Origin of the sequence: Micromonospora parathelypteridis, assembly GCF_014201145.1 — a bacterium.
GTDB classification, from domain to species: Bacteria; Actinomycetota; Actinomycetes; order Mycobacteriales; family Micromonosporaceae; genus Micromonospora; species Micromonospora parathelypteridis.
The window spans coordinates 562,190-584,700 of the sequence record NZ_JACHDP010000001.1 but is presented as its reverse complement, the minus strand read 5'-3'; the positions used below and the strand labels follow the sequence as shown (position 1 = coordinate 584,700).

Annotated in this window: 15 protein-coding genes; 11 read left to right on the top strand and 4 right to left on the bottom strand. The window is 71.5% G+C overall.

The window, feature by feature from the left end:
- Nucleotides 1-29: 29 nt before the first annotated feature.
- Nucleotides 30-5,549 (bottom strand): ATP-binding protein, encoded by a 5,520-nt coding sequence (locus HNR20_RS02460; RefSeq protein ID WP_184176087.1) that lies wholly within the window; start codon nt 5,547-5,549, stop codon nt 30-32.
- A gap of 329 nt (nt 5,550-5,878) precedes the next feature.
- On the opposite strand from HNR20_RS02460, the gene HNR20_RS02455 reads away from it, so the two are divergent.
- The 3 genes from HNR20_RS02455 to HNR20_RS02445 all read left to right on the top strand — a co-directional run bounded on the left by HNR20_RS02455 (nt 5,879) and on the right by HNR20_RS02445 (nt 9,863).
- Nucleotides 5,879-7,129 carry a phosphodiester glycosidase family protein gene (locus tag HNR20_RS02455; protein WP_184176085.1) on the top strand — a complete coding sequence of 417 codons (1,251 nt, stop codon included), beginning with the start codon at nt 5,879-5,881 and terminating at the stop codon, nt 7,127-7,129.
- Between the two features lie 138 nt (nt 7,130-7,267).
- Complete coding sequence (locus HNR20_RS02450) at nt 7,268-8,365, top strand: winged helix DNA-binding domain-containing protein (protein ID WP_184176083.1); 1,098 nt, start codon at nt 7,268-7,270, stop codon at nt 8,363-8,365.
- A 103-nt stretch (nt 8,366-8,468) separates the two neighbouring features.
- The gene (locus HNR20_RS02445) at nt 8,469-9,863 is read left to right on the top strand and encodes a right-handed parallel beta-helix repeat-containing protein (protein ID WP_184176081.1); all 1,395 of its coding nucleotides are present in this window, start codon (nt 8,469-8,471) and stop codon (nt 9,861-9,863) included.
- Nucleotides 9,864-9,935: 72 nt separating this feature from the next.
- Here the strand turns inward: HNR20_RS02445 and HNR20_RS02440 are convergent, their stop codons facing one another.
- Nucleotides 9,936-11,009, bottom strand: a complete 1,074-nt coding sequence (locus tag HNR20_RS02440) for a hypothetical protein (RefSeq protein ID WP_184176079.1) — start codon at nt 11,007-11,009, stop codon at nt 9,936-9,938.
- A gap of 316 nt (nt 11,010-11,325) precedes the next feature.
- Between HNR20_RS02440 and HNR20_RS02435 the strand changes: the two genes are divergently transcribed.
- Nucleotides 11,326-12,060 carry a cellulose binding domain-containing protein gene (locus HNR20_RS02435; protein WP_184176077.1) on the top strand — a complete coding sequence of 245 codons (735 nt, stop codon included), beginning with the start codon at nt 11,326-11,328 and terminating at the stop codon, nt 12,058-12,060.
- 55 nt (nt 12,061-12,115) lie between these two features.
- Here the strand turns inward: HNR20_RS02435 and HNR20_RS02430 are convergent, their stop codons facing one another.
- Both HNR20_RS02430 and HNR20_RS02425 read right to left on the bottom strand, forming a co-directional pair.
- Nucleotides 12,116-12,913: an SAM-dependent methyltransferase gene (locus HNR20_RS02430; RefSeq protein ID WP_184176075.1), complete on the bottom strand. Its 798-nt coding sequence runs from the start codon at nt 12,911-12,913 to the stop codon at nt 12,116-12,118.
- 96 nt (nt 12,914-13,009) lie between these two features.
- The gene (locus HNR20_RS02425) at nt 13,010-14,044 is read right to left on the bottom strand and encodes an LLM class flavin-dependent oxidoreductase (RefSeq protein WP_229687492.1); all 1,035 of its coding nucleotides are present in this window, start codon (nt 14,042-14,044) and stop codon (nt 13,010-13,012) included.
- A 295-nt stretch (nt 14,045-14,339) separates the two neighbouring features.
- Between HNR20_RS02425 and HNR20_RS02420 the strand changes: the two genes are divergently transcribed.
- From HNR20_RS02420 to HNR20_RS02390, 7 genes are all read left to right on the top strand, one after another.
- Nucleotides 14,340-15,194 (top strand): DUF1684 domain-containing protein, encoded by an 855-nt coding sequence (locus HNR20_RS02420; RefSeq protein WP_184176073.1) that lies wholly within the window; start codon nt 14,340-14,342, stop codon nt 15,192-15,194.
- Between the two features lie 32 nt (nt 15,195-15,226).
- On the top strand, nt 15,227-15,760 hold the full coding sequence (locus HNR20_RS02415; RefSeq protein WP_184176071.1) for a flavin reductase family protein: 534 nt from the start codon (nt 15,227-15,229) through the stop codon (nt 15,758-15,760).
- Between the two features lie 413 nt (nt 15,761-16,173).
- Entirely contained in the window at nt 16,174-17,817 is a 1,644-nt protein-coding gene (locus tag HNR20_RS02410) for an ABC transporter substrate-binding protein (protein WP_184176069.1), read from the top strand.
- Nucleotides 17,814-18,743 (top strand): ABC transporter permease, encoded by a 930-nt coding sequence (locus tag HNR20_RS02405; protein ID WP_184176067.1) that lies wholly within the window; start codon nt 17,814-17,816, stop codon nt 18,741-18,743. The genes HNR20_RS02410 and HNR20_RS02405 overlap by 4 nt, the downstream gene beginning before the upstream one ends.
- A gap of 4 nt (nt 18,744-18,747) precedes the next feature.
- On the top strand, nt 18,748-19,638 hold the full coding sequence (locus HNR20_RS02400) for an ABC transporter permease (RefSeq protein ID WP_184176065.1): 891 nt from the start codon (nt 18,748-18,750) through the stop codon (nt 19,636-19,638).
- Nucleotides 19,638-21,296: a dipeptide ABC transporter ATP-binding protein gene (locus HNR20_RS02395; RefSeq protein ID WP_184176063.1), complete on the top strand. Its 1,659-nt coding sequence runs from the start codon at nt 19,638-19,640 to the stop codon at nt 21,294-21,296. Before HNR20_RS02400 ends, HNR20_RS02395 begins: the two co-directional genes overlap by 1 nt.
- Nucleotides 21,293-22,501, top strand: a complete 1,209-nt coding sequence (locus HNR20_RS02390) for an LLM class flavin-dependent oxidoreductase (RefSeq protein ID WP_184176061.1) — start codon at nt 21,293-21,295, stop codon at nt 22,499-22,501. The genes HNR20_RS02395 and HNR20_RS02390 overlap by 4 nt, the downstream gene beginning before the upstream one ends.
- The last annotated feature ends 10 nt before the right edge of the window (nt 22,502-22,511 follow it).

Genomic DNA, 22,511 nt, shown 5'->3' with positions numbered 1-22,511 from the left:
CTGGCCCCTGGTCGGCGTTATCCCTGGCGTTATCCCAGGCGGGCCTCGATGGCGTCGATGATGCGCGGACGCAGTTCGGCGGCCTGGATGACGGCGTCGACCGAGCCGACCTCGACCGCGCGGTGGATGTTGTGCACCCGGTCGAACTCCGCGGCCACCTCGCCGAGCTTCTCCGCGCGTACCGACGAGCGCAGCTCGTCGAGTTCCGCGGTCAACCCGGCCCGGGCGGTGCCGGTCGCAGCCGCGACGCGGGCCTCCAGGTCCCGCACCCGCGGGTCGGCCGCCGTGCGGGCGTTGACGTCGGCGGAGAACACCACCGCGGCGGCGGGGGCGCCACCGAGCACCGAGGCGAACGAGCCCTCCAGCGCGAGCACTGTCATGTTCGGGTTCAGTGCCTTCGAGAACACCACGAACGCGCCGCCGTGGTAACGCGAGATCACGCAGAAGACGATCGGGCCCCGGAAGTTGACGATCGCCCGGCCGATCTCGGCGCCGTACTCCAGTTGCAGTTTGCGCATCGACTCCGGTGAGCCGTCGAAGCCGGACAGGTTCGCCAGCACGACGAGAGGGCGGTTGCCACTCGCCACGTTGATCGCCCGTGCGGCCTTCTTCGACGAGCGCGGGAACAACGTGCCGGCGGTGTAGGTGTCCGGGCCGTCGGTGGGCGGGAAGCCGTGCCGGGGCACCGACCGGGACTCGATGCCGAGCAGGCAGACCGGGATGCCGCCGAGGTGGATGTCCTGCACGACCGCGGTGTCCGCGTCCGCCATGCCCGCCCAGCGCTCCAGCACCGGGTGGTCCTGGTCGGAGAGGGCCCGCATCACCGTACGGATGTCGAACGGCTTCTTGCGGTCCGGGTTGGACTCGGCGGAGAAGATCTCCCCGACGGTGCTGAAGGCGCTGCCGGCGACGTCGTGCGGGAAGTCGGAGATGTCGCGGTCCGCGGGGTCGGTGGTGGCCGCCCGCCGTGGCGCGTCCTCGCCGGGTGCGACGTAGGTGTGGTCGTAGTGCGACATCACCACGTCCCGCGCGGCCGTCAGGTTCGGCGCCCAGTACTGCGCCTGCCCGTTCGGCCCCATCACCCGGTCGTAGCCGCCGATGCCGAAGTTGTCCTCGGCGGACACGCCACCGGAGAAGTCGAGCGACTGCTTGCCGGTGAGCACCATCGCCGAGTCGGGCGTCATCACCAGGATGCCCTTGGTGTGCATGAGCATCGTCGCCTCGGCGTTCCAGTACGGCTGCGCGCCGACGTTGATGCCCGCGACGACGATGTTGATCTCACCGCCGGCCTGGGTGAACTCGACGATCCGCTTCAGCGCCGCGGCCACCCAGTCCATGTTCTCCGTACCGGTGGTCATGGAGATTCGGGCGCCGGCGGACAGCGCCCACCACTCCAGCGGCACGTTCATCCGCTCCGCGAGGTCCAGGGCGGCGATCACGCGCCGGCACTCGGGCTCCGACAGGGCGCCCAACGCCTTCGTCGGGTCACCGAGCAGCACCACCCGGGTGACACCCTGCGGGTGCCGCTCGGTCGGAGTGGTGACCACGCCGGCGACGATCGCGGCGCTGTTGCGCCCCTTCGGCCGATCCACCGGTACTAGCGACGGAGCGGAGTCGGAGCCGGTCTTGGGCGAAGACGAGCGCCGTCCATCCTGCACGGCGGGGTCGTCGTCGAGGTCGTGCTCGACGAAGTCACCGAGCCGGCCGGTCAGCTCGTACGGGTACACGGTGTTGCGGCTGCTCGCCCGCAGCACCTTGAGGCGGTACTCGTCGAGCGGTTCGAGCGGCTCGACCGGCGGCTCACCGACGGTCAGTTCGGCGCCGCCCGCGGCGTCGAACGAGATCCGTACGGCGATCTTGGTCAGCTCGCCGGTCCGGCGGTCGCGCTGGCGCGCGATGAACAGGATCTCCTCGAGCCCGGCGCCGGCGGTCGTCGGGCGGACGCGCCCGGCGATCGTCTCCATCTCCTCGCGTGTGAGCTCGCTCGGCGGCCAGACGTAGACCACGATCCGGTTGGTGTTGAAGCGCGTCTTCGACGGTCGCCGCGACTGGGCGCGGCGGATCGAGTCGAGGCAGGCGGCGACGGCGTCCTCGGTCGTCGGCAGCGCCACCAGGCGGCCGTCCTGCTCGCGAAGCTCGGTCAGGTCACGCACCTGTGCGAACGCGACGAGGCGCTCGTCCGCCCGGTTGTCCCGCGCCACGCACTGGAAGAGGTAGACCTCCTCGTCCGCCGACGGCAGCCGGGTCAGGTCGAACTTGTGCAGCCGCTCCAACTGCATCCGCTGCGCGATGTACGGGTGCAGACCGCGGATCAGCCGGTCCTCGGTCATCCCGTCGCCCGACGGGCGGAAGGTGAAGTGGTGGTGCATGACCGCGCCGCCGCGACCCGCGACGGTGGCGGTGACCCGACGGACCTGGGGCGGCAGCGGGTGCGCGGCGACGACCTCGGCCAGCGCGGCGGCCATCGCGTCGAAGTCCTCCGGCTGGTTCTCCCAGCCGAGGTAGATGTCGGCGTCGACGGAGTCCTCTCCGCCGGCCAGCTCGGCCAGGCCACGCAGTGCGCTGCCCAGCGCGTCGAAGCTCACGGCGGCGGAGACGACGCTGGAGTCGGCGCGCTCGGCGACCACGAACGTGCAGCCCGCGACCTCGTGGGCGCGCACCCCGGTGAGCGCCTTGTTGCCGTAGTAACGCCGGGTCAGCACCTCCAGCATGACCGCGTTGTCGAGGTGGTCGCGGACGAGCCGCTGGCCGAGCAGCCGGACCAGTGGTTCGGTGCTGCGTACCATCTCGGCGATGCGCTCGGCGCGGTCGGCCGCGTCCGGGTGGGCGTCGAGGTGCCGCAGGTGCCCACGGACCTCGGCGTAGACGCGGGCGCGGTTGCGACGCAGCAGCGGCTGGGCGAACCAGGCGAACACCACGCCCCGGGCGAGGTCCGCGACTGCGGGGAAGCGGACCTGCGTGGCGGCGATCAGCCGCTCCAGCGCGAGGCCGACGGGCTCGCGGAGCGTGTCGTCCGGCGGGGTTTCCCGCAGCCAGGCGCGCAGCAGCGTCGCGATGACCGTGGCGTCGGCGGACGCGCGTTGCTGGGCGAGGAAGATCCGGAAGACGGCGCCTTCGAGGGCGGGGGAGCGCTCCAGGTCGGTGACGCCGTAGTGGCCGAGCGCCTTGGCGAGCCTGGTTTGGAAGGCATCCGGCAGCCCGGCCCGCTCGACGTCGAGGCTCTGCAGGTAGGTGTGGAAGTACTCCCGGGCGCTGTGGACGTGCGAGGCGCCGCCGTCCTCGCCGGTCGGCCGGTTGCGACTCAACTCGGCGAGGTCGGCGAACACCTCGATGAGGTCGAGCTCCGCGGCCAGTGGCCGGGAACCGGCGTCGGCGGCAGCCGGCCGGGCGGTCAGGTAGCCGTCGAGCACCCGACGGTCGTCGTGCGGGTCGACGTCGAAGCCGAGCAGCAGACCGCGCAGGTCCTCCAGACCGCGCTGGCTGCGCTCGTACGCCGGAACGTTCTCGGTGGCGGTGGGCAGGTCCAGTTCGACGGTCTCGACGGTCGGGTCGTCCGTGGTCTCCTCGGCCTCGTCGGCGAGCGGCTCCAGGCGCAGCAGCGGCGCACCCGCCTCGACCTGGCTGCCCACGGAGACGGCGCACTCCTTCAGCCGCGCCTTGAACGGCGCCCGCAGCACCGTCTCCATCTTCATCGCTTCGAGCACCAGCACCGGTGCGCCCGCCTCGACCTCCGCCCCGACCTCCAGCGGCGTGGCGACGACCAGCGCGGGCATCGGGGAGCGCAGGACGCCACCCTCGTCGCGGCTGACCCGGTGGGTCACGCCGTCCACCTCGACCAGGTGCGTCGGCCCGTAGGTGCCGGTGAGCAGGCGGTACCGGATGCCGTTGACGACGATCTGACCGGTGTGCCGATCGAAGCGGTCGAGGTCGACGTCGGCGGTGCGGACGACGGCACCCGTCTCGATGCCGACGCGGAACCGGTGTGCGCCGACCCGCGCGACACGCGTGCGGTAGCTGACACCGCGCAGCTTGAGGTCCAACGGTCGGCCGCTGGCGTGCTGCACCTGCGGGCGCCCGCCGGACGCCGTCGACAGCAACCGCTGCCGCTCGACGCGCTCCTCCTCCTCGTACGCCTCGATGGCGGCGGCGGCCAGCGCGACCGCGGAGTGGCGGTGCGTGACGAGCCGGCCCTCAGCGCGGACACGGTCGATCCAGCCGGTGTCCGCGCTGGCGTCGATCACCTCGGGCTGGTCGAGCAGGTCGAGCACGAAGCTCTTGTTCGTCGCGCCGCCCTCGATGATCACCGTGGTGTTCGCCATCGCCCGGCGCAGCTTGCCGAGCGCCTCGTCGCGATCGCGGCCGTACGCGATGATCTTCGCGATCATCGAGTCGAAGTCGGCCGGGATGGTGTCGCCCTCGCTGACGCCGGTGTCCACCCGGATGCCCGGGCCGCTGGGCAGGTCCAGTCGCGCGATGCGGCCCGGCGACGGCGCGAAGTCGCGGTCGGGATCCTCGGCGTTCAGTCGCGCCTCGATGGCGTGCCCGCGCTCGGTCGGCGGCGCACCCTCGAGCCGCCCACCCGAGGCGACGTGCAGTTGTGCCTTGACCAGGTCGAACCCGGTGGTCAACTCGGTGATCGGGTGCTCGACCTGCAGGCGGGTGTTGACCTCGAGGAACGCGAACAGGCGGTCGCCGGGGTGGTACAGGAACTCGACGGTCGCGGCACCGCGGTAGCCCACCGCCACGGCCAGCCGCTCGGCCGACGTCTTGAGCTCGGCGGCCTGCGCGGGGCTCAGCACCGGCGACGCCGACTCCTCGATGACCTTCTGGTTGCGTCGCTGCACCGAGCAGTCGCGGACGCCGAGCGCCCACGCGGTGCCCTGCCCGTCGGCGATGACCTGGACCTCGACGTGCCGGGCGCCGGTGACCAGGCGCTCCAGGAACACGATGCCGCTGCCGAACGCCCGGGCCGCCTCCTGGCTGGTGCGCTCGTACGCGTCGACCAGCTCGGCCTCGCTTCTGATCACGCGGATGCCGCGTCCGCCGCCGCCGGCGGTCGCCTTCAGCATCAGCGGGTAGCCGATCTCGGCCGCCGCGGCCGCCGCGGCGTCCAGCGTTTCGACGGCGCCGCGGCTCCACGGCGCGACCGGCACGCCGACCTTCTCGGCGATCAGCTTCGAGCCGATCTTGTCGCCGAGCTGGCGCATGGCGTCGGCGCTGGGCCCGACGAACGTGACGCCGATCTTCTCGCACAGCTCGGCGAACGCCGGATCCTCGGCGACGAAACCCCAGCCGACCCACGCCGCGTCGGCCCCGGTCTCGGTCAGGGCGCGCTCCAGCACCGCCAGATTGAGGTACGGGCGGGCGGACGCCGGACCGAGATCGTAGGCGATGTCCGCTTCGCGGACGAAGGTGGCGGTACGGTCGACGTCGGTGTAAAGAGCGACGGTTTCGATCTGCGTGCCGGTCTCCGCGGCCAACTCGCGGACCGCGTGGATGAGCCGCATGGCGGCTTCACCACGGTTGACGATGGCGACACGGTTGAACACCCGACTGACCCCTTAGCTAGACCTCGAACTGCGTGCCGCGAGCAGACGGCTCCCAGCAGTGATCACCTTTCCGTCTGGCGGCGGCCAGCGCTATGGCGCAACCACCGAACCAACCGTCCCTCAGTTGTAGGAAGTGAACAAAAGTTTTTGGCGGCACCTGGCCTGCGTCCGCAGTTGATCAAGACGGTGCGGGTGGTTCACGTTGGCCGCCTCTCGTGTTCACCACCGGGTGATCGGGTGGTCGGGAAGATCATCGCCGGTCCGGTCAACCGCCGGCCCGGATCGAACATCCCGGCGCAGGCCAGGAATCGCACCAAGAAAGGAGCGCAATGAGGCCCTTGAACCTCGTGCGCCCGAGTCTGGCGCTGCTGCTCGCCGCAGGGCTGAGCACACTCGTGACGCCGGCCGGCGCGGCCCACGCCGCAGCTGCCACGGTATCCGCCCCGGAGATCACCTTCACCTCCAGCGAGCAACTCGCTCCCGGCGTGACGTACGGCTCATTCCAGGTGAGCACCCCCCGTGGCGTCACCGTCGGCTACCTGCTCACGGCCGACCTGAAGAAGAACAAGGTCTCCCTGGACCTGCTGCACCCCGCCGCGGTCGCGCAGCGCCAGGTCATCTCCTCGATGGCGAACAACCAGGGCGCCATCGCCGGCGTGAACGGAGACTTCTTCAACAACGCCGAGACCCACGCCGGCGTCACACCGACCTACTCCGCGTCGGGTCCGGAGATCGCCGACGGCGAGGAGCTGAAGTTCGCGGTGCCGAACGCGCAGCGCTTCGGCCCCGGCCTCGCCCCCGGCACCTCGACCCGGGACGTGTTCGGCGTCGGCGTGAACGGCAAGGCGCGCGTCGACACCCTCAGCCTGGACGGCGAGGTGCGCAGCAGGAAGGGCACGATCGCCCTCAGCGGCCTCAACCAGTACGCGCTCCCGGTCGACGGCGTCGGTCTGTTCACCGCCGGGTGGGGTGCCGCCTCCCGGGTCCGGTCGACCTGCGGCTCCGACACGAGCCGCAGTGACCCGTGCAGCACCCACACCTACGAGGTGACCGTCCGCGACGGTGTGGTGACCGCAGTTGGCCAGACGCCCGGCGCGGGTGCGATCCCCGCCGACACCCAGGTGCTGGTCGGCCGCGAGGGCGGCGCGGACGCGCTCGACGACCTCGCCGTCGGCGACCGGGTGCAGGTGCGGGAGAAGCTCGACTCCGCCGGCAAGCCGAAGCTGACGTTCGCGGTCGGTGGCGCGCCGATCCTGCGCGACGGCGCTCCGCTGGTCGGCCTCGACACCAAGACCGCTGCGGTACGCAGCTCGGCCGGCGTCAGCCCGGACGGCAGGACCGTGTACCTCGTCGCCCTGGCCGGCCGCGCTCCGGCCAGCGCCGGCTTCACGATCGCCGAGCTGGCCGACGTGATGCGCTCGTTCGGTGCGGACGACGCGGTGAACCTGGACGGCGGCGGCTCGAGCACGGTCGCCGTACGGGAACCGGGCCAGGCCGCCGCCACCGCCCGCAACAGCCCGTCCGACGGCGCGGAGCGTCTGGTCGCCAACGGTATCGGCATCTTCGTGGGTCGCCACTGACCGGTCGTTCTCGTACGGTTTCGCCCCGCCCCGCCCGCTGCTTGCGGGCGGGGCGGGGCGCTGTCCATGCCTGTCGCTCTCGACTGCGGCCCGGCCGCGTCGACTCGAACTGTCGCCCCGGGGTCAGAGAATGACAACGTGACCGTTCTCGACTCGCGGGCGCTCAACCGCGCGACGCTCGCCCGGCAGTTGCTGCTCGATCGCGCCGACATGCCGGTCATCGACGCCGTCGCGCACCTCGGCGGTCTGCAGGCGCAGGAACCGCAGGAACCGTTCGTCGGGCTCTGGTCGCGGCTGCGCGCGTTCGACCCGGCGGTGCTCTCGACCCTGCTGACCCAGCGACACCTGGTGCGCACCCACCTGATGCGCCGCACCGTCCACCTGCTCGTCGCCGACGACGCCGTGGCCTGGCGGCCCCGTCACGACTCCATGCTGCGTCAACGGGTGCTCGGGGTCTACCGCGCCGAGCTGAACGGTGTCGACCTCGACGCTCTCGCCGGGGCAGCGCGGGAGGTGCTGGCCGACGGTGAGCCGCGTTCGATGCCGGAGATCGGGCGGGCTCTCGCCGAGCGCTGGCCGACGCCGGGGCCACGGGCGCTGGGCGAGATGGCGGTCGCACTCCTCCCGTTGACACAACTGCCACCACGCGGCGTATGGCGTGCGAAGGCGGGCGTACGCCACGCCCTGCTCTCCGAGTGGCTGGGCCGGGAGGTCGATCCGCCGGCCCCGGATGGTGCTGATCCGGTCGGGCAGGTGCTCGTACGCCGGTATCTGGCCGCGTTCGGCCCGGCCGCCCCGGCCGATCTGCGCGCCTGGTGCGGTCTCGCCGGGTTGCCGGCCGCGGTGAGCGCGATGCGGGACGAGTTGATCACCTTTCGGGACGAGCGTGGCCGGAAGCTGATCGATCTTCCCGACGCGCCGCGCCCCGACCCGGAGACACCAGCCCCGGTGCGGTTCCTGCCGGCGTTCGACAACGCGATCCTCGGCTACGACGACCGCAGCCGGATCATCGACGACGCACACCGTCTCCTCTCGGTGGCCGGTGAGCGCGTGGTGCTCGTCGACGGCCGGGTCGCCGCGACCTGGAGCGTCGAGGCGGGCACCGTGACCGTCAACCCCCTGGCCAACCTCACCCGAGCCGACCGCGCCGCCGTCGTCGAGCAGGGGCAGGCGCTGGCGTCGTTCCTCTCCGAGAACGAGAGCGACCGGGTGCTGGTGGCCCCGTTTCCCGGCTGACCTGACCCCGCACCTGCGCGTCCCCATTGGATGGAGCGATGCCGATAGGGTGCGCGGCGATGGTGATTGGGCGCGTTTCACGGGAGGCGATCACATGACATCGATGGGACGACGTACGGCTCTGCGCGCAGGCCTGGCGGCCACGGCCCTGGCGGGCGGGGCAGCTCTGGTGGCCAAGCCGGCCGAGGCGGCGATACCCGCCACGGACGACGGGTGGATCTCCGTTCTCGCGCACGGCGCGGTCGGCGACGGGGTCACCGACGACACCGCGGCGATCCAGGTGGCTTTCGACGCCGCGCGGGCGACCACGCCGAACAAGGGCGTGCTGTTCCCGGCGGGCCGGACCTACCGCGTCAGCAACCGGGTGACGCTCTCCGGGCTGACCGACACCGCGCTGCGCGGCCACGGGGCCACTCTGGCGCTGATCGGTGCCACGCCGATAACGAACAAGGACGACGTCCGCGGCGTGCTCCAGATCCAGGACTGCCACCGGTTGAAGGTGCTCGGGCTCAACCTCGTCGACAGCGCGGCCACGTACTGGTACACCGGGCTGGTCATCACCGCGTCGACCGGCATCGTGGTCGACGGGGTCGTGTCCCGCGGGTTCCGCCACACCGGCATCAGCGTGTGGGACAACACGCCCGGCACGTCAAACGACATCCTCATCACGAACTGCACCACCGAGGACGTTCGGCTCGGCATCGCCAGCAACGGCCACGACGTACGGATCACCAACAACCACGTGGCGATGGACTGGCTGTCGTCGCAGGAAGCCAAGGACTGGGGCGGCGTCTGGCGCGCGGAGTCCAAGTACTACGACGGCATCAACGTGTGGCGAGGCGCCGACCGGACCGTGATCTCTGGCAACACCATCACCGAGTGTGGCCAGGCCGGCATCTACGTGCAGCAGGTGACGAACCTGGTGGTCGCAGACAACACCGTGACGAGCAGCCAGCTGCTGGGCATCGAGATCGACGGCAGCGCCCGCGGCGGCGACCTGCCCCGGTCGGGCCAGGCTGTCGGCGTGTCCATCACCGGCAATTCGGTGACCAACTGCAACGGCCACATCAACGTCATGGCCACCCGCGACGTCACCGTCGTCGGCAACAAGGTGGCGAACCTGAACGCGAACCGGGCCGTGAGCTGCGTCGCCATCCACCAGGGCGCCACCAAGGCCGTGGTGGTGGGCAACCATGTGCGCCAGGCGCACGCGTCGTTCCCCGCGGTCTTCGTGGACACCGCGTCGACCGACGTCACGCTGGCGTGGAACGCCGTGGAGGCCGCCGTCCCCTACCAGGCCCCCGCGGACACGGTCATCATCCGCCGCAGCGGCGCGGGCCAGATCCGCACCGAGGGCAAGCTCATCGCCGTCGGCGGGCTCGGGGTCGGCAACAGCGTCGCGGCCACCACGCCGGGCTCGGTGGTCCGCAAGATCGAAGTGTTCTCCTCCACCGGGCAGAGCCTGGGCTGGGTCCCGGTCTACAACTCGATCACCTGAGTCCGTAGCGCTCCAGCTCTCCGCCTCCCCGGTGCAGGACCCGGAGGATCCGACCCCGGGGAGGCGGAGGCATCAGTCGACGATCGGCGGTGCCGTCCTCGCCGCCTCGGCGAGCGCGGCCGATGCCCCGGCGTACGGGTTGTAGCCGTAGGTGCGCGCCAGTCCGGCCGGGACCGTGAAGTACTCGGCGGCCAATTTCGCCGGGTCGCTGGCGATCTCGCCACGCGCGGGTGCGTCGTTGCCGTCGTCCCAGCCCCAGGGCGCGTTGGCGGAGTTCGTCGAGCAGCTCCAGGTGCCGACGCCGCAGTCGCCGGAGGTGTCGCCGGCGAAGGTGCCCAGGCTGGCGAACAGGCTCGGGTTGGACCGCTGCGCCCAGAGGCCGCCCGCGGCGAAGATGTCGATCAGCTGATACCGCACGTCGCGGTCGTTTCCACCGCTCGGCGTCTCGGCGATGGTCGACGGGTAGTAGACCAGGCCGTCGCCGTTGATGTTGTACTGCGGGTAGGCCTTCAGGCCGTGGCCCTGCGCCTCCTGGGCGGTCACCGGGTGCTGGAACGTGTCGTGCGGTGACGCCTGGAACTGCAGCGTGCCGTCGACGCTCTCCCGGCCACTGGTCCAGGTGCTGCCAGTCGGGGTGTAGGAGAAGAAGTCGCTGTGCGCGACCGTGACGGCGGAGCGCAGGACGCCGTACGCGGATCCGTCGCGCTCGATCGCGAAGAGGGCACCCTCACCGTCGTTCTCGTGCTCGGTCTCGAAGAACGGGTGGTCGGTCCAGTCTCGCGGGTGGAAGAAGAGGTACGTGATGTACCAGTGGGTGCTCGTCTCGACCACGGAGTAGTAGGCATGGGCGGCGAGTGAGACGCCAGCCTGGCCGGTTCGGTCCCAGTTGTTGCGTCCGTTCAGGTCGCCGTCGAAGTCGACTTTGGTGAGGTAGTCCGACTGGCCACCCAGAGCGTGGCCGCCGGTGGCGTCGACGTCCTGGTAGTGGATGGGCGCCCAGCGAAGGGCGAGCTCGGCCCGGCTGACCGCGGCGGTGGCGGGCGCCGGTGCGGCGAGTGGGGCGGCAGCCAGCACTGCCGCAGCGCCCGCCGCGACCAGTGCCCTTGCCACCCGGCGTCCCGGGGTCCTGCTGCTTCTGTCGAGCATGGTGTGCTCCTGCGTCCTAGGTGATAGACCGCGATGGATAATTCTCGGCCCGAACGCCCGGCGCGTGTCCTTTCGGCGAAGAGAAAACGGACGATTTTCGACAGGATCGCAACCGCCTTGTATCGATGTTCGTCGACTGCCATGCTGTGGTTCGGTCGTGCTCGGGAGCCAGCGCGCACCAGATCTTCTCCGGTCCACGGGGCGCACGAGGTGGCGTCGCCACCCGTGCCGGGCAGTCCTCGTCGGCGGCCGGAAACCCGAGTGCGGCACCGCCTGCCACCCTGGTCATCGGTGCCCGGTAACCACGGAGGTACCGATGCTTCGCCTGTTCCTCGCTGTCACGACCATCGCGCTGGGCGTCTGGGCCGGCACCGCCAGCGCAGCCGACGCGACGCCAACGCCAACACCGTCGGTCACACCAACGCCGTCGCCCACGATGGCGTGCCCGCCCGCCCTGCCGATCACCGCCAGCCTCACCGGGGCCACCACCACGAGCCTGACCATCTCGTACTCGATATTCTTCCGGCCGCCCTGTGGCTACGACCCGCCGATGACGATCAGCCTCTTCGCCAGCCGCGAGGCCGCCCAACGGTGGGAGGCTCCGGTGGCCGAGGCCGTCTCCGGCCCGGAGCGCAGCGGCGCGGTGACCATCGGCCGGCTGACGCCCAACACCGAGTACTGGTACCGGTTCAGCGACGCCGAGGGCAGGCGGGATCCCTACCTGGTCTCGTCGGCTCGGACCCTGTCGCTGACCGCGTGCCGGGCGACCGCCACGATCGACGCCCGCTGGGGTAACGGCTTCGTCGCCACGGTCACGGTCCGCAACGCCGGGACACAGCCGTTGGACCGGTGGCGCGTCTCGTGGCGGTGGTCCGGCGACGAGCGCGTCCAGACGGTCTGGGGCGGGGTGGTCGAGACGGCCGGTGCCGACGTCACGGTCCGCAACGCCCCGTACAACGGGGCGCTGGCGCCGGGCGCGGTGACGACGTTCGGTCTGCTCGTGGTGAGCAGTACGGTGCCCGACGGGTTGACGATGGCGTGCGATTCGTGAACGACGTCCGCCCCGCTCCCGCCGTCGTGGCGGGAGCGGGGCGGTGTCATGTCGGTCAGGGCTTGCGGGCCACCGCGCCGTACGCGTCGATCCCGGTGGCGTCGGCGTCCTCCGGTCGCCAGAGGGGGATCGGCACGAGGCCGGGCTGCACCATCGTCAGCCCCGAGAAGCAACTCTCCAACTCCTCCGGGCTGCGCAGAATGTACGGAACCCCGCCGCTCTGCGCCAGCCGGTCGGCGCCCGAGACCACCGCCGGGCTGGTGTTGGTGCCGTCCCAGAGCACCAGGTGGGAGCCGGACGGCATCGCGTCCATCGTCCGCCCGACGATCGAGCGCACCACGGCCAGGTCGGGCTCGTAGCCCATGACGCCCATGAACATCACCGCGATGGGCTGGTCGAAGTCGAGCGTCTGTGCCGCCTCGGCGAGAATCTTCTCCGGGTCGTGGTAGTCGGCGGGTACGTAGGTGGTGACACCCTCCGACGTCGTGCTGGACAGCAGCGCCCGTGCGTGCACCAGCACCATCGGGTCGTTGTCCACGTAGACGATCCGCGAGTCGGGTGCGATTCCCTGGGCGACCGCGTGCGTGTTCTGCATGGTGGGCAGGCCGGTGCCGATGTCCAGGAATTGCCGGATGCCCGCCTCGGCGGCGAGGTAACGCACGGCGCGCACCAGGAACACGCGTGACTGCTGTGCCATGAGGACGATCTCCGGGTAGACCTCGGCGACGGCGTCGCCGGCCGCCCGGTCGGACTGGAAGTTGTCCTTGCCGCCCATCCAGTAGTTCCAGATCCGGGCCGCGTGCGGCACGTCGGGCTGAAGCTTCGCGGCGAGTTCGGCGTCCGGGCCGGCCATGCCAGGCTCCTATCGAGGGGTCGTCGGCTGGAGGTCACCACAGCGGTACGCCCGGGATCGTACTCCGGCGATGTCCACTGTCGAGCGTGGGTCGGGTCAGCGGCCGGGGTGCCACCCGAGCGCGGGGCCGAGCCGGGTCGCCATGTCGGTGAGGATCTGCGCGTAGTCAGCCGACGCGAAGGTGAAGGGCAGGGCGAACGCGACCTCGTCGACCTCGCCGAAGGCGGCGTTCTCGAGCAGTCGTTCGGCGATCAGCTCCGACGGGCCGACGAGGTCGGGGGCGAACATCATCCGGGCCGGCCCCTGGGGCGCTGCCGTCCGCGGTGTCCGTTGCTGGGCGTACTCCTCGTAGCGGGCGCGTTGGGTCGGGGTGGCCGTGTCGGTGGGGATGACGACGAGCCCTTGCGAGACGCGAGCCCGCTCGCCGTCCGGGTGGTGGGCACGGAACGTCCGGATGTGCGAGAGCTGGATATCGGTGAAGTCGGTGGACTCCTCGGCCTTCACGACGCTGCTGGTGAGCAGGTTCATGCCCTGCTCGCCGGCCCAGCGAGCGGAGCCGAGACTGCCGGCGCCGTACCACATCCGGGCGGCCAGGCCGGGGGAGTGCGGCTGCACCCGTCGGGAGAACTGCTCGAAACCCTCGATGCCCTCGACGTCGCTGGCCGGCTCGCCGCGGACGAGGTCGAGCAGCCGTCGTACCCGCGTGTAGCTGAAGTCCTCCGCGTCGGCGGTGTCGGGGTAGAGCGATCGGCGGACCCGGTCGTAGTGCATCGGCGGACCGACGCTCACCCCGGGGTTGAGGCGCCCACCGGAGAGGATGTCGACCGTGGCCAGGTCCTCGGCCAGCCGCAGCGGGTTCTCCCAGCCGAGCGGGATGACCGCGGTGCCGAGCTCGATGTGTCGGGTCCGCTGCGACGCCGCCGCCAGGACGGCGACCGGTGAGGAGATGCCGTACTGGAGGTGGCGGTGGCGTACCCAGGTGCTGTCGAACCCGAGCTGCTCGCCCAGCTCGATGAGCTTCAGCGTCGCCTCGTGGCCGGCCCGAGGATCGGCCTCGTCGAACAGGCCGATGGTCAGGAAGCCGAGCTTTCGCAGTGGCGCCGATTGTCTCGACACGGGTGTTTCACTCACCGTCCGCCTCCGTGGATGCCAAGGATGCTTGACCCAGGGCTTGAAATCCTACCTTGTTGGTAGGAAAATCGATCGCATGCTGCCCGTTCGGCTGTTCACCTCTCGCCGGGTCGTCGACCTGATGCGAGTCGCCGCGCAGCTCTGTCCCGGCGAGCCCCTTCCGGCCTGACTGGGTCGCCGTCACCCGCACCCGCCCAGTTCTCCCGTCACCGGTCTCGCGGCCGGCTCGCGGTCACGCCGGCTTGCCCTGCATCCCGCGAAAGCGGAGGTGCCCCTTCGTCGAGAGAGACCCGCCATGAGTAACGATGCCGCGTCACCCGTCGCCACGGATCACCGGCGCGATTTCATCGAGGCCTGGCAGCAGTGGCATCGACGCCACGAAGAGACCCGGGCCGACCCGCACGGCTTCCTTGCCGTCACCGGCCTGCACTGGCTGACCTCGGGGCCGCAGCGATTTCCCGACGTGCCGGGGGAGTGGCACACCGGCGATGACGGGCCGGTGGTGGCTCTCGGCGACGACGAGGAGATCATCGTCGACGGCCGGCTGGTTCGGGGGCGGTACGAGTTCGGGCCGATCGCCGAGCGCGCCGGCGTCACCGTGGGCGTCGAGGGCGGAGTGCTGGAGGTGGCTCGCCGGGGTGGGCACGACATCCTCCGTCCCCGACGGCCGGACCACCCGCTGCGCGTCGACTACCGGGGCACCCCCACGTACCCGCCCCACCCGAACTGGGTCCTGACCGGGCGCTTCGTGCCGTTCGACACTCCGCGACCGACCACCGTCGGCGCGGCGGTGGAGGGGCTCAAACACGTCTACGACGCCCCCGGCCGGATCGAGTTCGCCGTCGACGGGGTGCCGCTGAGCCTGACCGCGTTCAACGGTGTGCGGCCGGGGAGCCTGTCCGTGCTGTTCACCGACGCCACCTCCGGCGTGACCACCTACCCGGCCAACCGATCCCTGTCCGTCGCGGCGCCGGACGAGCAGGGTCGGGTGACGCTCGATTTCAACCGGGCCACCAATCTGCCGTGCGCGTACACCGACTTCGCGACCTGCCCGCTGCCCCCGGCCGAAAACCGGCTGTCGGTCGCCGTCGAAGCCGGCGAGAAGACCCCGCACGAGCGGCTGGCGGGCAGTCCCGCCGACCGTTCGTAGCCCCTCCGGACCAACCCCTCGGGAGGATCGCCATGCCCCAGTCCACCGACGCCCCGATCGACGCCGACAGCGACGCGCTGCGGACGTTGCTGCGCCACCAGGCCAGCACCGTCACGGTCGTCACCGCGCCCGGCTCGCCGCCGGTCGGCTTCACCGCCACGTCGTTCACCTCGGTGTCATTGGCGCCACCGATCGTCTCGTTCTGTCTGAACCTGGGTTCGTCGAGCTGGCCCGCGGTGGCCCGTGCCCGACATGTGGCGGTGCATCTGCTCGCCCACCATCAGCAGGACCTGGCCCGGACCTTCGCGACAAGTGGCATCGACCGGTTCGCCGGCCCCACCCGGTGGCGGACCGGCCCGGAAGGCGTGCCGATCCTCGACGACACCCTGGCCTGGCTGCTCTGCCGGGTCGTCGACCGGGTGACCGTCGGCGATCACGCCGTGGTGCTGGCCGAGCCGGAGGTGCTCCGGCACGCCGAGGTCGGTTCGCCGCTGCTGTACCACCGGGGCCGCTACGCCGGGCTGACCGGCGACCACGACGCGGCAGCCCGTCGCCCCGCCGCCTGACCGACGCGGCCGTACGCCCGATCCGGGTCGAGGAGAACGCGGTCGGGCGCAATCCCGGTAAATCCTATCGGCCAAGTAGGGTATGCGTCAACGAATCGACGTCCCCACGTGCGATAGCCGACATCCGTCGATGGATTCGTTGACACCACAGCCGCCCTGGAGGTGGACTCGACTCATGTCCAGCGAGCTGCGGTTGACGATCCGCGGCCACATCGACTTCGGTCGCGTGTGGTCGAGTTCCTGTCTGGCCTGACCCGGCACCCTCGCCCGTAACCCGGCCCGCCGTACCGGCCCGCCGAGGTGAGGCGCATCGCCGCGCCGCCACAGCACCGACACCATCACCGGCCCACGCCCAGCCGTGGGGCCGGGTGTCGGCATACCCGCTTCCGCCTGCCTGGACAGGAGACTTCGCCATGCCCTCGAACCGATTGCGAACGCTTGCCGCCGCCGCACTGGCCCCACTGCTCGCCGTCATCGCCGGCTGCTCCACCGGCACCACCCCGGCCGCCGAGGCGGCCGGTCAGCCGCACTCCGGCGGCACCCTCACCTGGGCCGTGGAGACCGAGCCGATCACCCTCAACCCGCACCAGTACGCCCAGGCCAAGGCCCGTCTGCTGGTCTGGAACACCTTCGAGTCCCTGCTCACCTACGACAAGCAGGGCAGGTTGGTGGCATGGTTGGCCACCGGTTGGCGGGCCGCCCCGGACGGATTGTCCTACACCCTGACATTGCGCGACGGGGTCACCTTCTCCGACGGCACACCCTTCGACTCGGCGGCCGTCAAGGCCAACATCGACAAACTCCGTGAGCCCGGATACGCCCCGGGCGTCGCCGCCGTGCAGTTGCGCAACCTCAAGACGGTCGAGGCCGTCGACGCGCGTACCGTGCGGCTCACCCTGACCACGCCGGACGTGCTCATCCTCGACTTCCTCGCGTCGCCGCAGGGCGCCCAGATCTCGCCGAAGTCGCTGCGTGCGGCGAAGAACCTCAAGGCCGGCGGCGTCGACGTGGTCGGCACCGGACCGTTCGTGCTGGACCGCTACGTCCCCGGCCAGGAGCTGCACTATCGGCGTAACGCCGGCTACGACTGGGCCCCGCCCACCGCGACGCACACCGGGCCGGCCTACCTCGACGGAATCACCTACCGGTTCCTCAAGGAGTCGGCGGTGCGCGTCGGCGCCCTCACGTCGAGCCAGGTGCAGCTCATCGAGGGCGTGCCCGCCACCGATCAGCCGCTGGTCACCGGCAACCGGACGCTGCGCCTGAGCCGCGAGCTCAATTCCGGCTCGGCCTACTCCTACTACTTCAACACCTCCCGCGCGCCCTTCGACGACCTGCGGGTCCGGCAGGCGTTCCGGGAGGCCGTCGACGTCGACACCGTGCTGAAGTCGGTCTACCGGGACACGGCCACCCGCGCCTGGAGCGTGATCAGCCCGTCCAGCCCGCTCTACGACAAGAGCGTCGAAGGCGGATACAGCGGCGACGCGGGCAAGGCGAACACCCTGCTCGACCAGGCAGGCTGGGCGAAGCGTGACGCCGACGGGTTCCGGGTGAAGGACGGCAAGCGGCTCACCGTACGGCTCGTGCAGTCCGCACCCTTCGTCCGCGACCGTCGCGACGTCCTCGCCCAAGCCGTGCAGGCCGCGGTGAAGCAGAGCGCCGGCATCGACCTCAAGGTTTCGCTGGTCGACCAGGGCACTGCCACGCAGGCGTTCGAGCGCAACGAGTACGAGGTCTTCGACAACTCGCGCGCCGACACCGACGCGGGCGCCGCACTGAACCTGCTGCTGCACTCGAAGGGCGGCATCAACCGGACCCGGGTCAACGACCCGCGGATCGACCAGCTGTTGGAATCCGGTCAGGCCACCTCCGAGCCGACGAAGCGCGCCGGCATCTATGCCGACCTGCAGCGACAGGTCATCACCGAGCAGGCCCTGGCCCTACCGCTCTACGCGCCGGCCGACCAGATCGCCGCCAGCACCAGCGTCGGCGGGGCGCGCTTCGAGCCGACCGCCGGCGTCCCCGCCAGCGCGTACGACCTGTGGATCGGCAAATGACAGCCGTGCGGGCGGCGGCCCGTCGGCTCGGCGCAGGCCTGGTCGTCCTCTGGGTCGCGGCCACCGCCGCCTACCTGGCCCTGCTGGCCGCGCCCGGTGACACCGTGGACACCATCGTCGGCGACGGTGCGGACACCCCGCAGATCCGGGCTGAGATCATTACCGAGTGGGGCCTGGACCGGCCCGCCGTCCTCCAGTACCTGGACTACCTACTGCGGCTCGTCGGCGGCGACCTGGGCCGCTCCTACCTGCTGCAACGCCCCGTCGCCGAGGTGATCGGCGAGCAAATCGCCCCGACGCTCACCCTCGCGGTCGCCGCAGCCGGCCTCGGCGTGCTGCTCGCACTGCTCATCGCGGTCGCCACGGCCGGGGACCGCCGGCCGTGGCTGCGGCGGACCAGCTCCGGCATCGAACTGCTGCTGGTCTCCACCCCACCCTTCCTGATCGGAATCGTGCTGCTCAGCGTGCTGTCGTTCCGGTACGGCCTGTTCCCGGTCTCCGGCGACCAGGGCCTCGGCGCGCTGGTGCTGCCGGCCGTCACCCTCGCGCTGCCCATCGCCGGGTTGCTCGCCCAGGTGCTCCGCGACGGGATCGATCGGGCGCTCGACGAGCCGTTCGTGCTCACCGCCCGATCCCGAGGCGTACGGGAAGGTGCGGTGCTGCTGCGTCACGCCCTGCGACACGCGCTGCTGCCGGCCGTCACCATGGCCGGCTGGCTCTTCGGCATCCTGCTCGGCGGCGCCGTCATCGTCGAGCAGGTCTTCGGTCGACCCGGCCTCGGGCAGGTCACCCTCACGGCAGTGACCAGCAAGGACATGCCGGTGGTGCTGGCGGTCGTCACCCTCTCCGCAGCCGTCTACGTGGTGATCAACACCGCAGCCGATCTGGCGTACCTGCTGGTCGACCCGCGCCTGAGGAGGAGCTGACCCGATGACCGTCACCCTGAGCCCGGCATCCGCCGATGCCCCCGCGCTCGCCTCCGCCGACCCGGCCCGCCGGACCGTACGCCGGCGGTCCCGGCCGCGGCCCGGCCTGCTCGCCGCCGGGGCGTACCTGATCCTGCTGGTGGTGGCGGCGGCCTGGCCGGCCGCGCTGGCCCCCGCCGACCCGCTCGCCGCCGACCCGCTCACCGTGCTCTCACCGCCGAGCGCGGCGCACTGGTTCGGCACCGACCACCTCGGCCGCGACGTCTGGACCCGGGTGGTGCACGGCGCCGGCCACTCGCTCACCATCGGCGTGGCCGCCACCGCGATCGCCGTGACCGGTGGCGTGCTGCTCGGGCTGCTCGCCGGCCTCGCGCACCGGGTCGCCGACGAGGCGCTCAGCCGCACCTTCGACGCGGTGTCGGCGTTCCCCCTCCTGCTGCTGGCGCTCCTGTTCATCGCCGTCGCCGGAACCGGCACCGTCAGCCTGATCATCGCGATCGGCATCGCCACCCTGCCGCACCACGCCCGGGTGGTCCGCGGTCAGACGTTGCTCGTCCGCCGCGCCAACTACGTGGAACAGGCCGTCACCTTCGGCCTGTCCCGGCCTCGGCTGGTGCTGCGGCACGTGCTGCCCAACGTCGTCGGCCCGGTGCCGGTGCTCGCCGTGATCGGGCTCGGCGAGGCGATCCTGGTCGCCGCCGGGCTCAGCTTCCTCGGCATGGGCCCGCAGCCACCGTCGCCGGAGTGGGGCGCGATGCTCTCCGAAGGTCGCAACTACCTCCAGGTGGGCTGGTGGATCAGCATCCTGCCCGGCCTGGCGGTCACCGCCACCGTGGTGTCGCTGACCGTCGTCGGCCGGCACTGGCAGGCCCGCTTCGACGGGAGGCGGCGCTGATGGCCACCCTGGTAGCGGTCGAGGACCTGCACGTCGACTTCGACACCCCGACCGGTCGGGTGGCCGCGGTTCGCGGAATCAGCTTCACGGTCGAGCGCGGCGAGTGCGTGGCCATCGTCGGGGAGTCGGGCTCCGGTAAGAGCGTCACGGCTCGTACCCTGGTCGGCCTCGCCGGCCCCGGCGCGCAGGTCCGCGCCGCTCGGCTCGAACTGGCCGACCAGGACGTGCGGGGCCACCGGCCGCGAGACTGGCGGCGGATCCGTGGCCGGCTCGCCGGACTGGTCCTGCAGGACGCTCTGGTCTCCCTCGACCCGCTGCGTACGGTCGGTGCCGAGATCGGCGAGGTGCTCACCACCCACGGCATCGTCGGACGCCGCGAACGAGCCGGCCGGGTCGCCCACCTGCTGGACCAGGTGCACCTGCCCGATCCGCAGCGCCGGGCCCGGCAGTATCCGCACCAGCTGTCCGGCGGACTGCGGCAACGGGCACTGATCGCCTCGGCGATCGCCGGGGAACCAGCTCTGCTGATCGCCGACGAGCCGACCACCGCGCTCGACGTCACCGTGCAGGCGCAGATCCTGCGGTTGCTCGCCGAGCGGCGGGCCGCCGGGGTGAGTCTGCTGCTGATCAGCCACGACCTCGCGGTGGTCGCCCAGGTCGCCGACCGGGTGCTGGTCATGCGAGACGGTCGGATCGTCGAGCACGGCCCCACCGGCCGGCTGCTGCGGGCGCCGACGCATCCGTACACCCGGCAGTTGCTGGCCGCGGTGCCGTCTGCGACGTCCCGGGGCCGCCGGCTCGGTCCCGTTGCCGGGGCATCGCGGGACGGGGGCGCGTCGGCCCGGCCCGCACTGCCAGCACGGCCCGCGATCCGCCTCGACGACACCGTGCTCGACGCGGGCGGGCTGACCAAGAGGTACGGCGATCACACCGTCGTCCGGGACGTCTCCTTTTCCATCGCGCGGGGTGAGACGCTCGGCCTGGTGGGAGAGTCCGGGTCCGGCAAGAGCACCGTCGCCCGGATCGTCGCCGGTCTGCTCGACGCCGACGCCGGCACCGTCACCTTCGAGGGCACGCCGTGGGCCGGGGTCCCGGAGCGGACCCGTCGCCCGTCGCGGCGCAGGTTGCAGCTGATCTCCCAGGATCCGCTGAGCTCCTTCGACCCCCGCTACACGGTCGGGCGTGTCGTCGCGGAGAACCTCGACCACGACGTCGACCGGTCGGACCGCCGCGATCACGTCGTCGACCTGCTGCGCCGCGTCGGCCTCGGCGCCGACCTGGTCGACCGGCATCCCCGGCAGCTCTCCGGCGGGCAGCGCCAGCGCGTCGCCATCGCCCGCGCGATCGCGCCCCGACCCACCCTGATCATCTGCGACGAACCGGTCTCCGCCCTCGATGTCTCCGTCCAGGCCCAGGTCCTCGACCTGCTTGCCGACCTGCGGGCCACCGACGGCACCGCCCTGCTCTTCATCTCCCACGACCTGGGTGTGGTGCACCACCTCAGCGACCGCGTGCTGGTGATGCACGACGGCGCGGTGGTGGAGCAGGGTCCGGTCGGTGACGTCTTCACCTACCCCCGACACGACTACACACGGTCCCTGCTCGATGCGTTGCCCACGCTCGTCACCGTCGGCCGACCGCAGGAGGAACAACAATGACCGAGAAGACCCTGCACCTGGCCGTCGCCCTGGACGGCCTCGGCTGGCATCCCGCCGCCTGGCGGCTCTCGCACGCCGACGCGACCGCGCCCCTGACCGCCCGATACTGGAACGCCCTCGCTGGCGAGGCCGAACACGGCGCGCTGGATCTGCTCACCATCGAGGACAGCCTCGACCTCCAGTCGTCCCGCCCCGACGGCCCCGACGACCGCGTCGACGAGGTCCGGGGACGCCTCGACGCAGTGCAGATCGCGGCCCGGATCGCCCCCCTGACCCGGCACATCGGGCTGGTTCCGACCACCAGCACCACCCACACCGAGCCGTTCCACGTCTCCACCGCGGTTGCCACGCTCGACCACGTCAGCGGTGGGCGGGCTGGTTGGCGGCCCCGGGTTTCCGCCCGGCGGGCCGAGGCCGGGCACTTCGGCCGCCGGGAGATCCCCGCGCTGGACCTGGCCCGGCTCGACGAGCCGGAGGCGGTACAGACCGTCGGTGACCTCTTCGCCGAGGCCGGCGACGCGGTGGAGGTGGTCCGCCGGCTCTGGGACAGCTGGCAGGACGATGCGGCGATCCGGGACGTACCGACCGGCCGTTTCGTCGACCGGGAGCGGCTGCACTACATCGACTTCGACGGCCGGTGGTTCTCCGTCAAGGGTCCCTCGATCGTGCCCCGGTCGCCGCAGGGGCAGCCGGTCGTCGCCGCGCTGGCCCACTCGTCGCTGCCGTACGCCTTCGCCGCCCGGCACGCCGACGTCGTCTTCGTCACCCCGACCGACGTCGGACACGCCGCCGCGATCGTGGCGGAGGTGCGGGCCGCCGAGGAGACCAACGGCCGGGCCGGCCCACCGCTGCGCGTCCTCGCTGACCTGGTCGTCCTGCTGGACGAGACGCCGACGTTGGCCCGAGACCGTAGGACCCGTCTCGATGCGTTGCACGGCGACGAGTTCACGTCGGACGCGGCGATCTTCGCCGGCACCCCGGGACAGTTGGCCGACCTGCTCGCCGAGTGGCACCGGGCCGGCGTGGACGGTTTCCGGCTGCGACCCGCCGTGCTCCCCGACGACCTGACCGCGACCACCCGGGCGCTGGTGCCCGCGCTGCGGGACCGGGGCCTGTTCCGTGCTGGCTACCCCGGCGGGATGCTGCGTGACCTGCTCGGTCTGCCCCGACCTGCCAGCCGCTACGCCGTCGCGGCGACCGCCTGAGCTCAGGAGA

Bases quoted from the DNA above. Each gene is read 5' to 3' on its own strand.
- HNR20_RS02455 (WP_184176085.1), top strand. From the start codon at position 5,879: ATGAGGCCCTTGAACCTCGTGCGCCCGAGTCTGGCGCTGCTGCTCGCC.
- HNR20_RS02445 (WP_184176081.1), top strand. From the start codon at position 8,469: ATGGGACGACGTACGGCTCTGCGCGCAGGCCTGGCGGCCACGGCCCTG.
- HNR20_RS02440 (WP_184176079.1), bottom strand. From the start codon at position 11,009: ATGCTCGACAGAAGCAGCAGGACCCCGGGACGCCGGGTGGCAAGGGCA.
- HNR20_RS02435 (WP_184176077.1), top strand. From the start codon at position 11,326: ATGCTTCGCCTGTTCCTCGCTGTCACGACCATCGCGCTGGGCGTCTGG.
- HNR20_RS02430 (WP_184176075.1), bottom strand. From the start codon at position 12,913: ATGGCCGGCCCGGACGCCGAACTCGCCGCGAAGCTTCAGCCCGACGTG.
- HNR20_RS02420 (WP_184176073.1), top strand. From the start codon at position 14,340: ATGAGTAACGATGCCGCGTCACCCGTCGCCACGGATCACCGGCGCGAT.
- HNR20_RS02415 (WP_184176071.1), top strand. From the start codon at position 15,227: ATGCCCCAGTCCACCGACGCCCCGATCGACGCCGACAGCGACGCGCTG.
- HNR20_RS02410 (WP_184176069.1), top strand. From the start codon at position 16,174: ATGCCCTCGAACCGATTGCGAACGCTTGCCGCCGCCGCACTGGCCCCA.
- HNR20_RS02405 (WP_184176067.1), top strand. From the start codon at position 17,814: ATGACAGCCGTGCGGGCGGCGGCCCGTCGGCTCGGCGCAGGCCTGGTC.
- HNR20_RS02400 (WP_184176065.1), top strand. From the start codon at position 18,748: ATGACCGTCACCCTGAGCCCGGCATCCGCCGATGCCCCCGCGCTCGCC.
- HNR20_RS02395 (WP_184176063.1), top strand. From the start codon at position 19,638: ATGGCCACCCTGGTAGCGGTCGAGGACCTGCACGTCGACTTCGACACC.
- HNR20_RS02390 (WP_184176061.1), top strand. From the start codon at position 21,293: ATGACCGAGAAGACCCTGCACCTGGCCGTCGCCCTGGACGGCCTCGGC.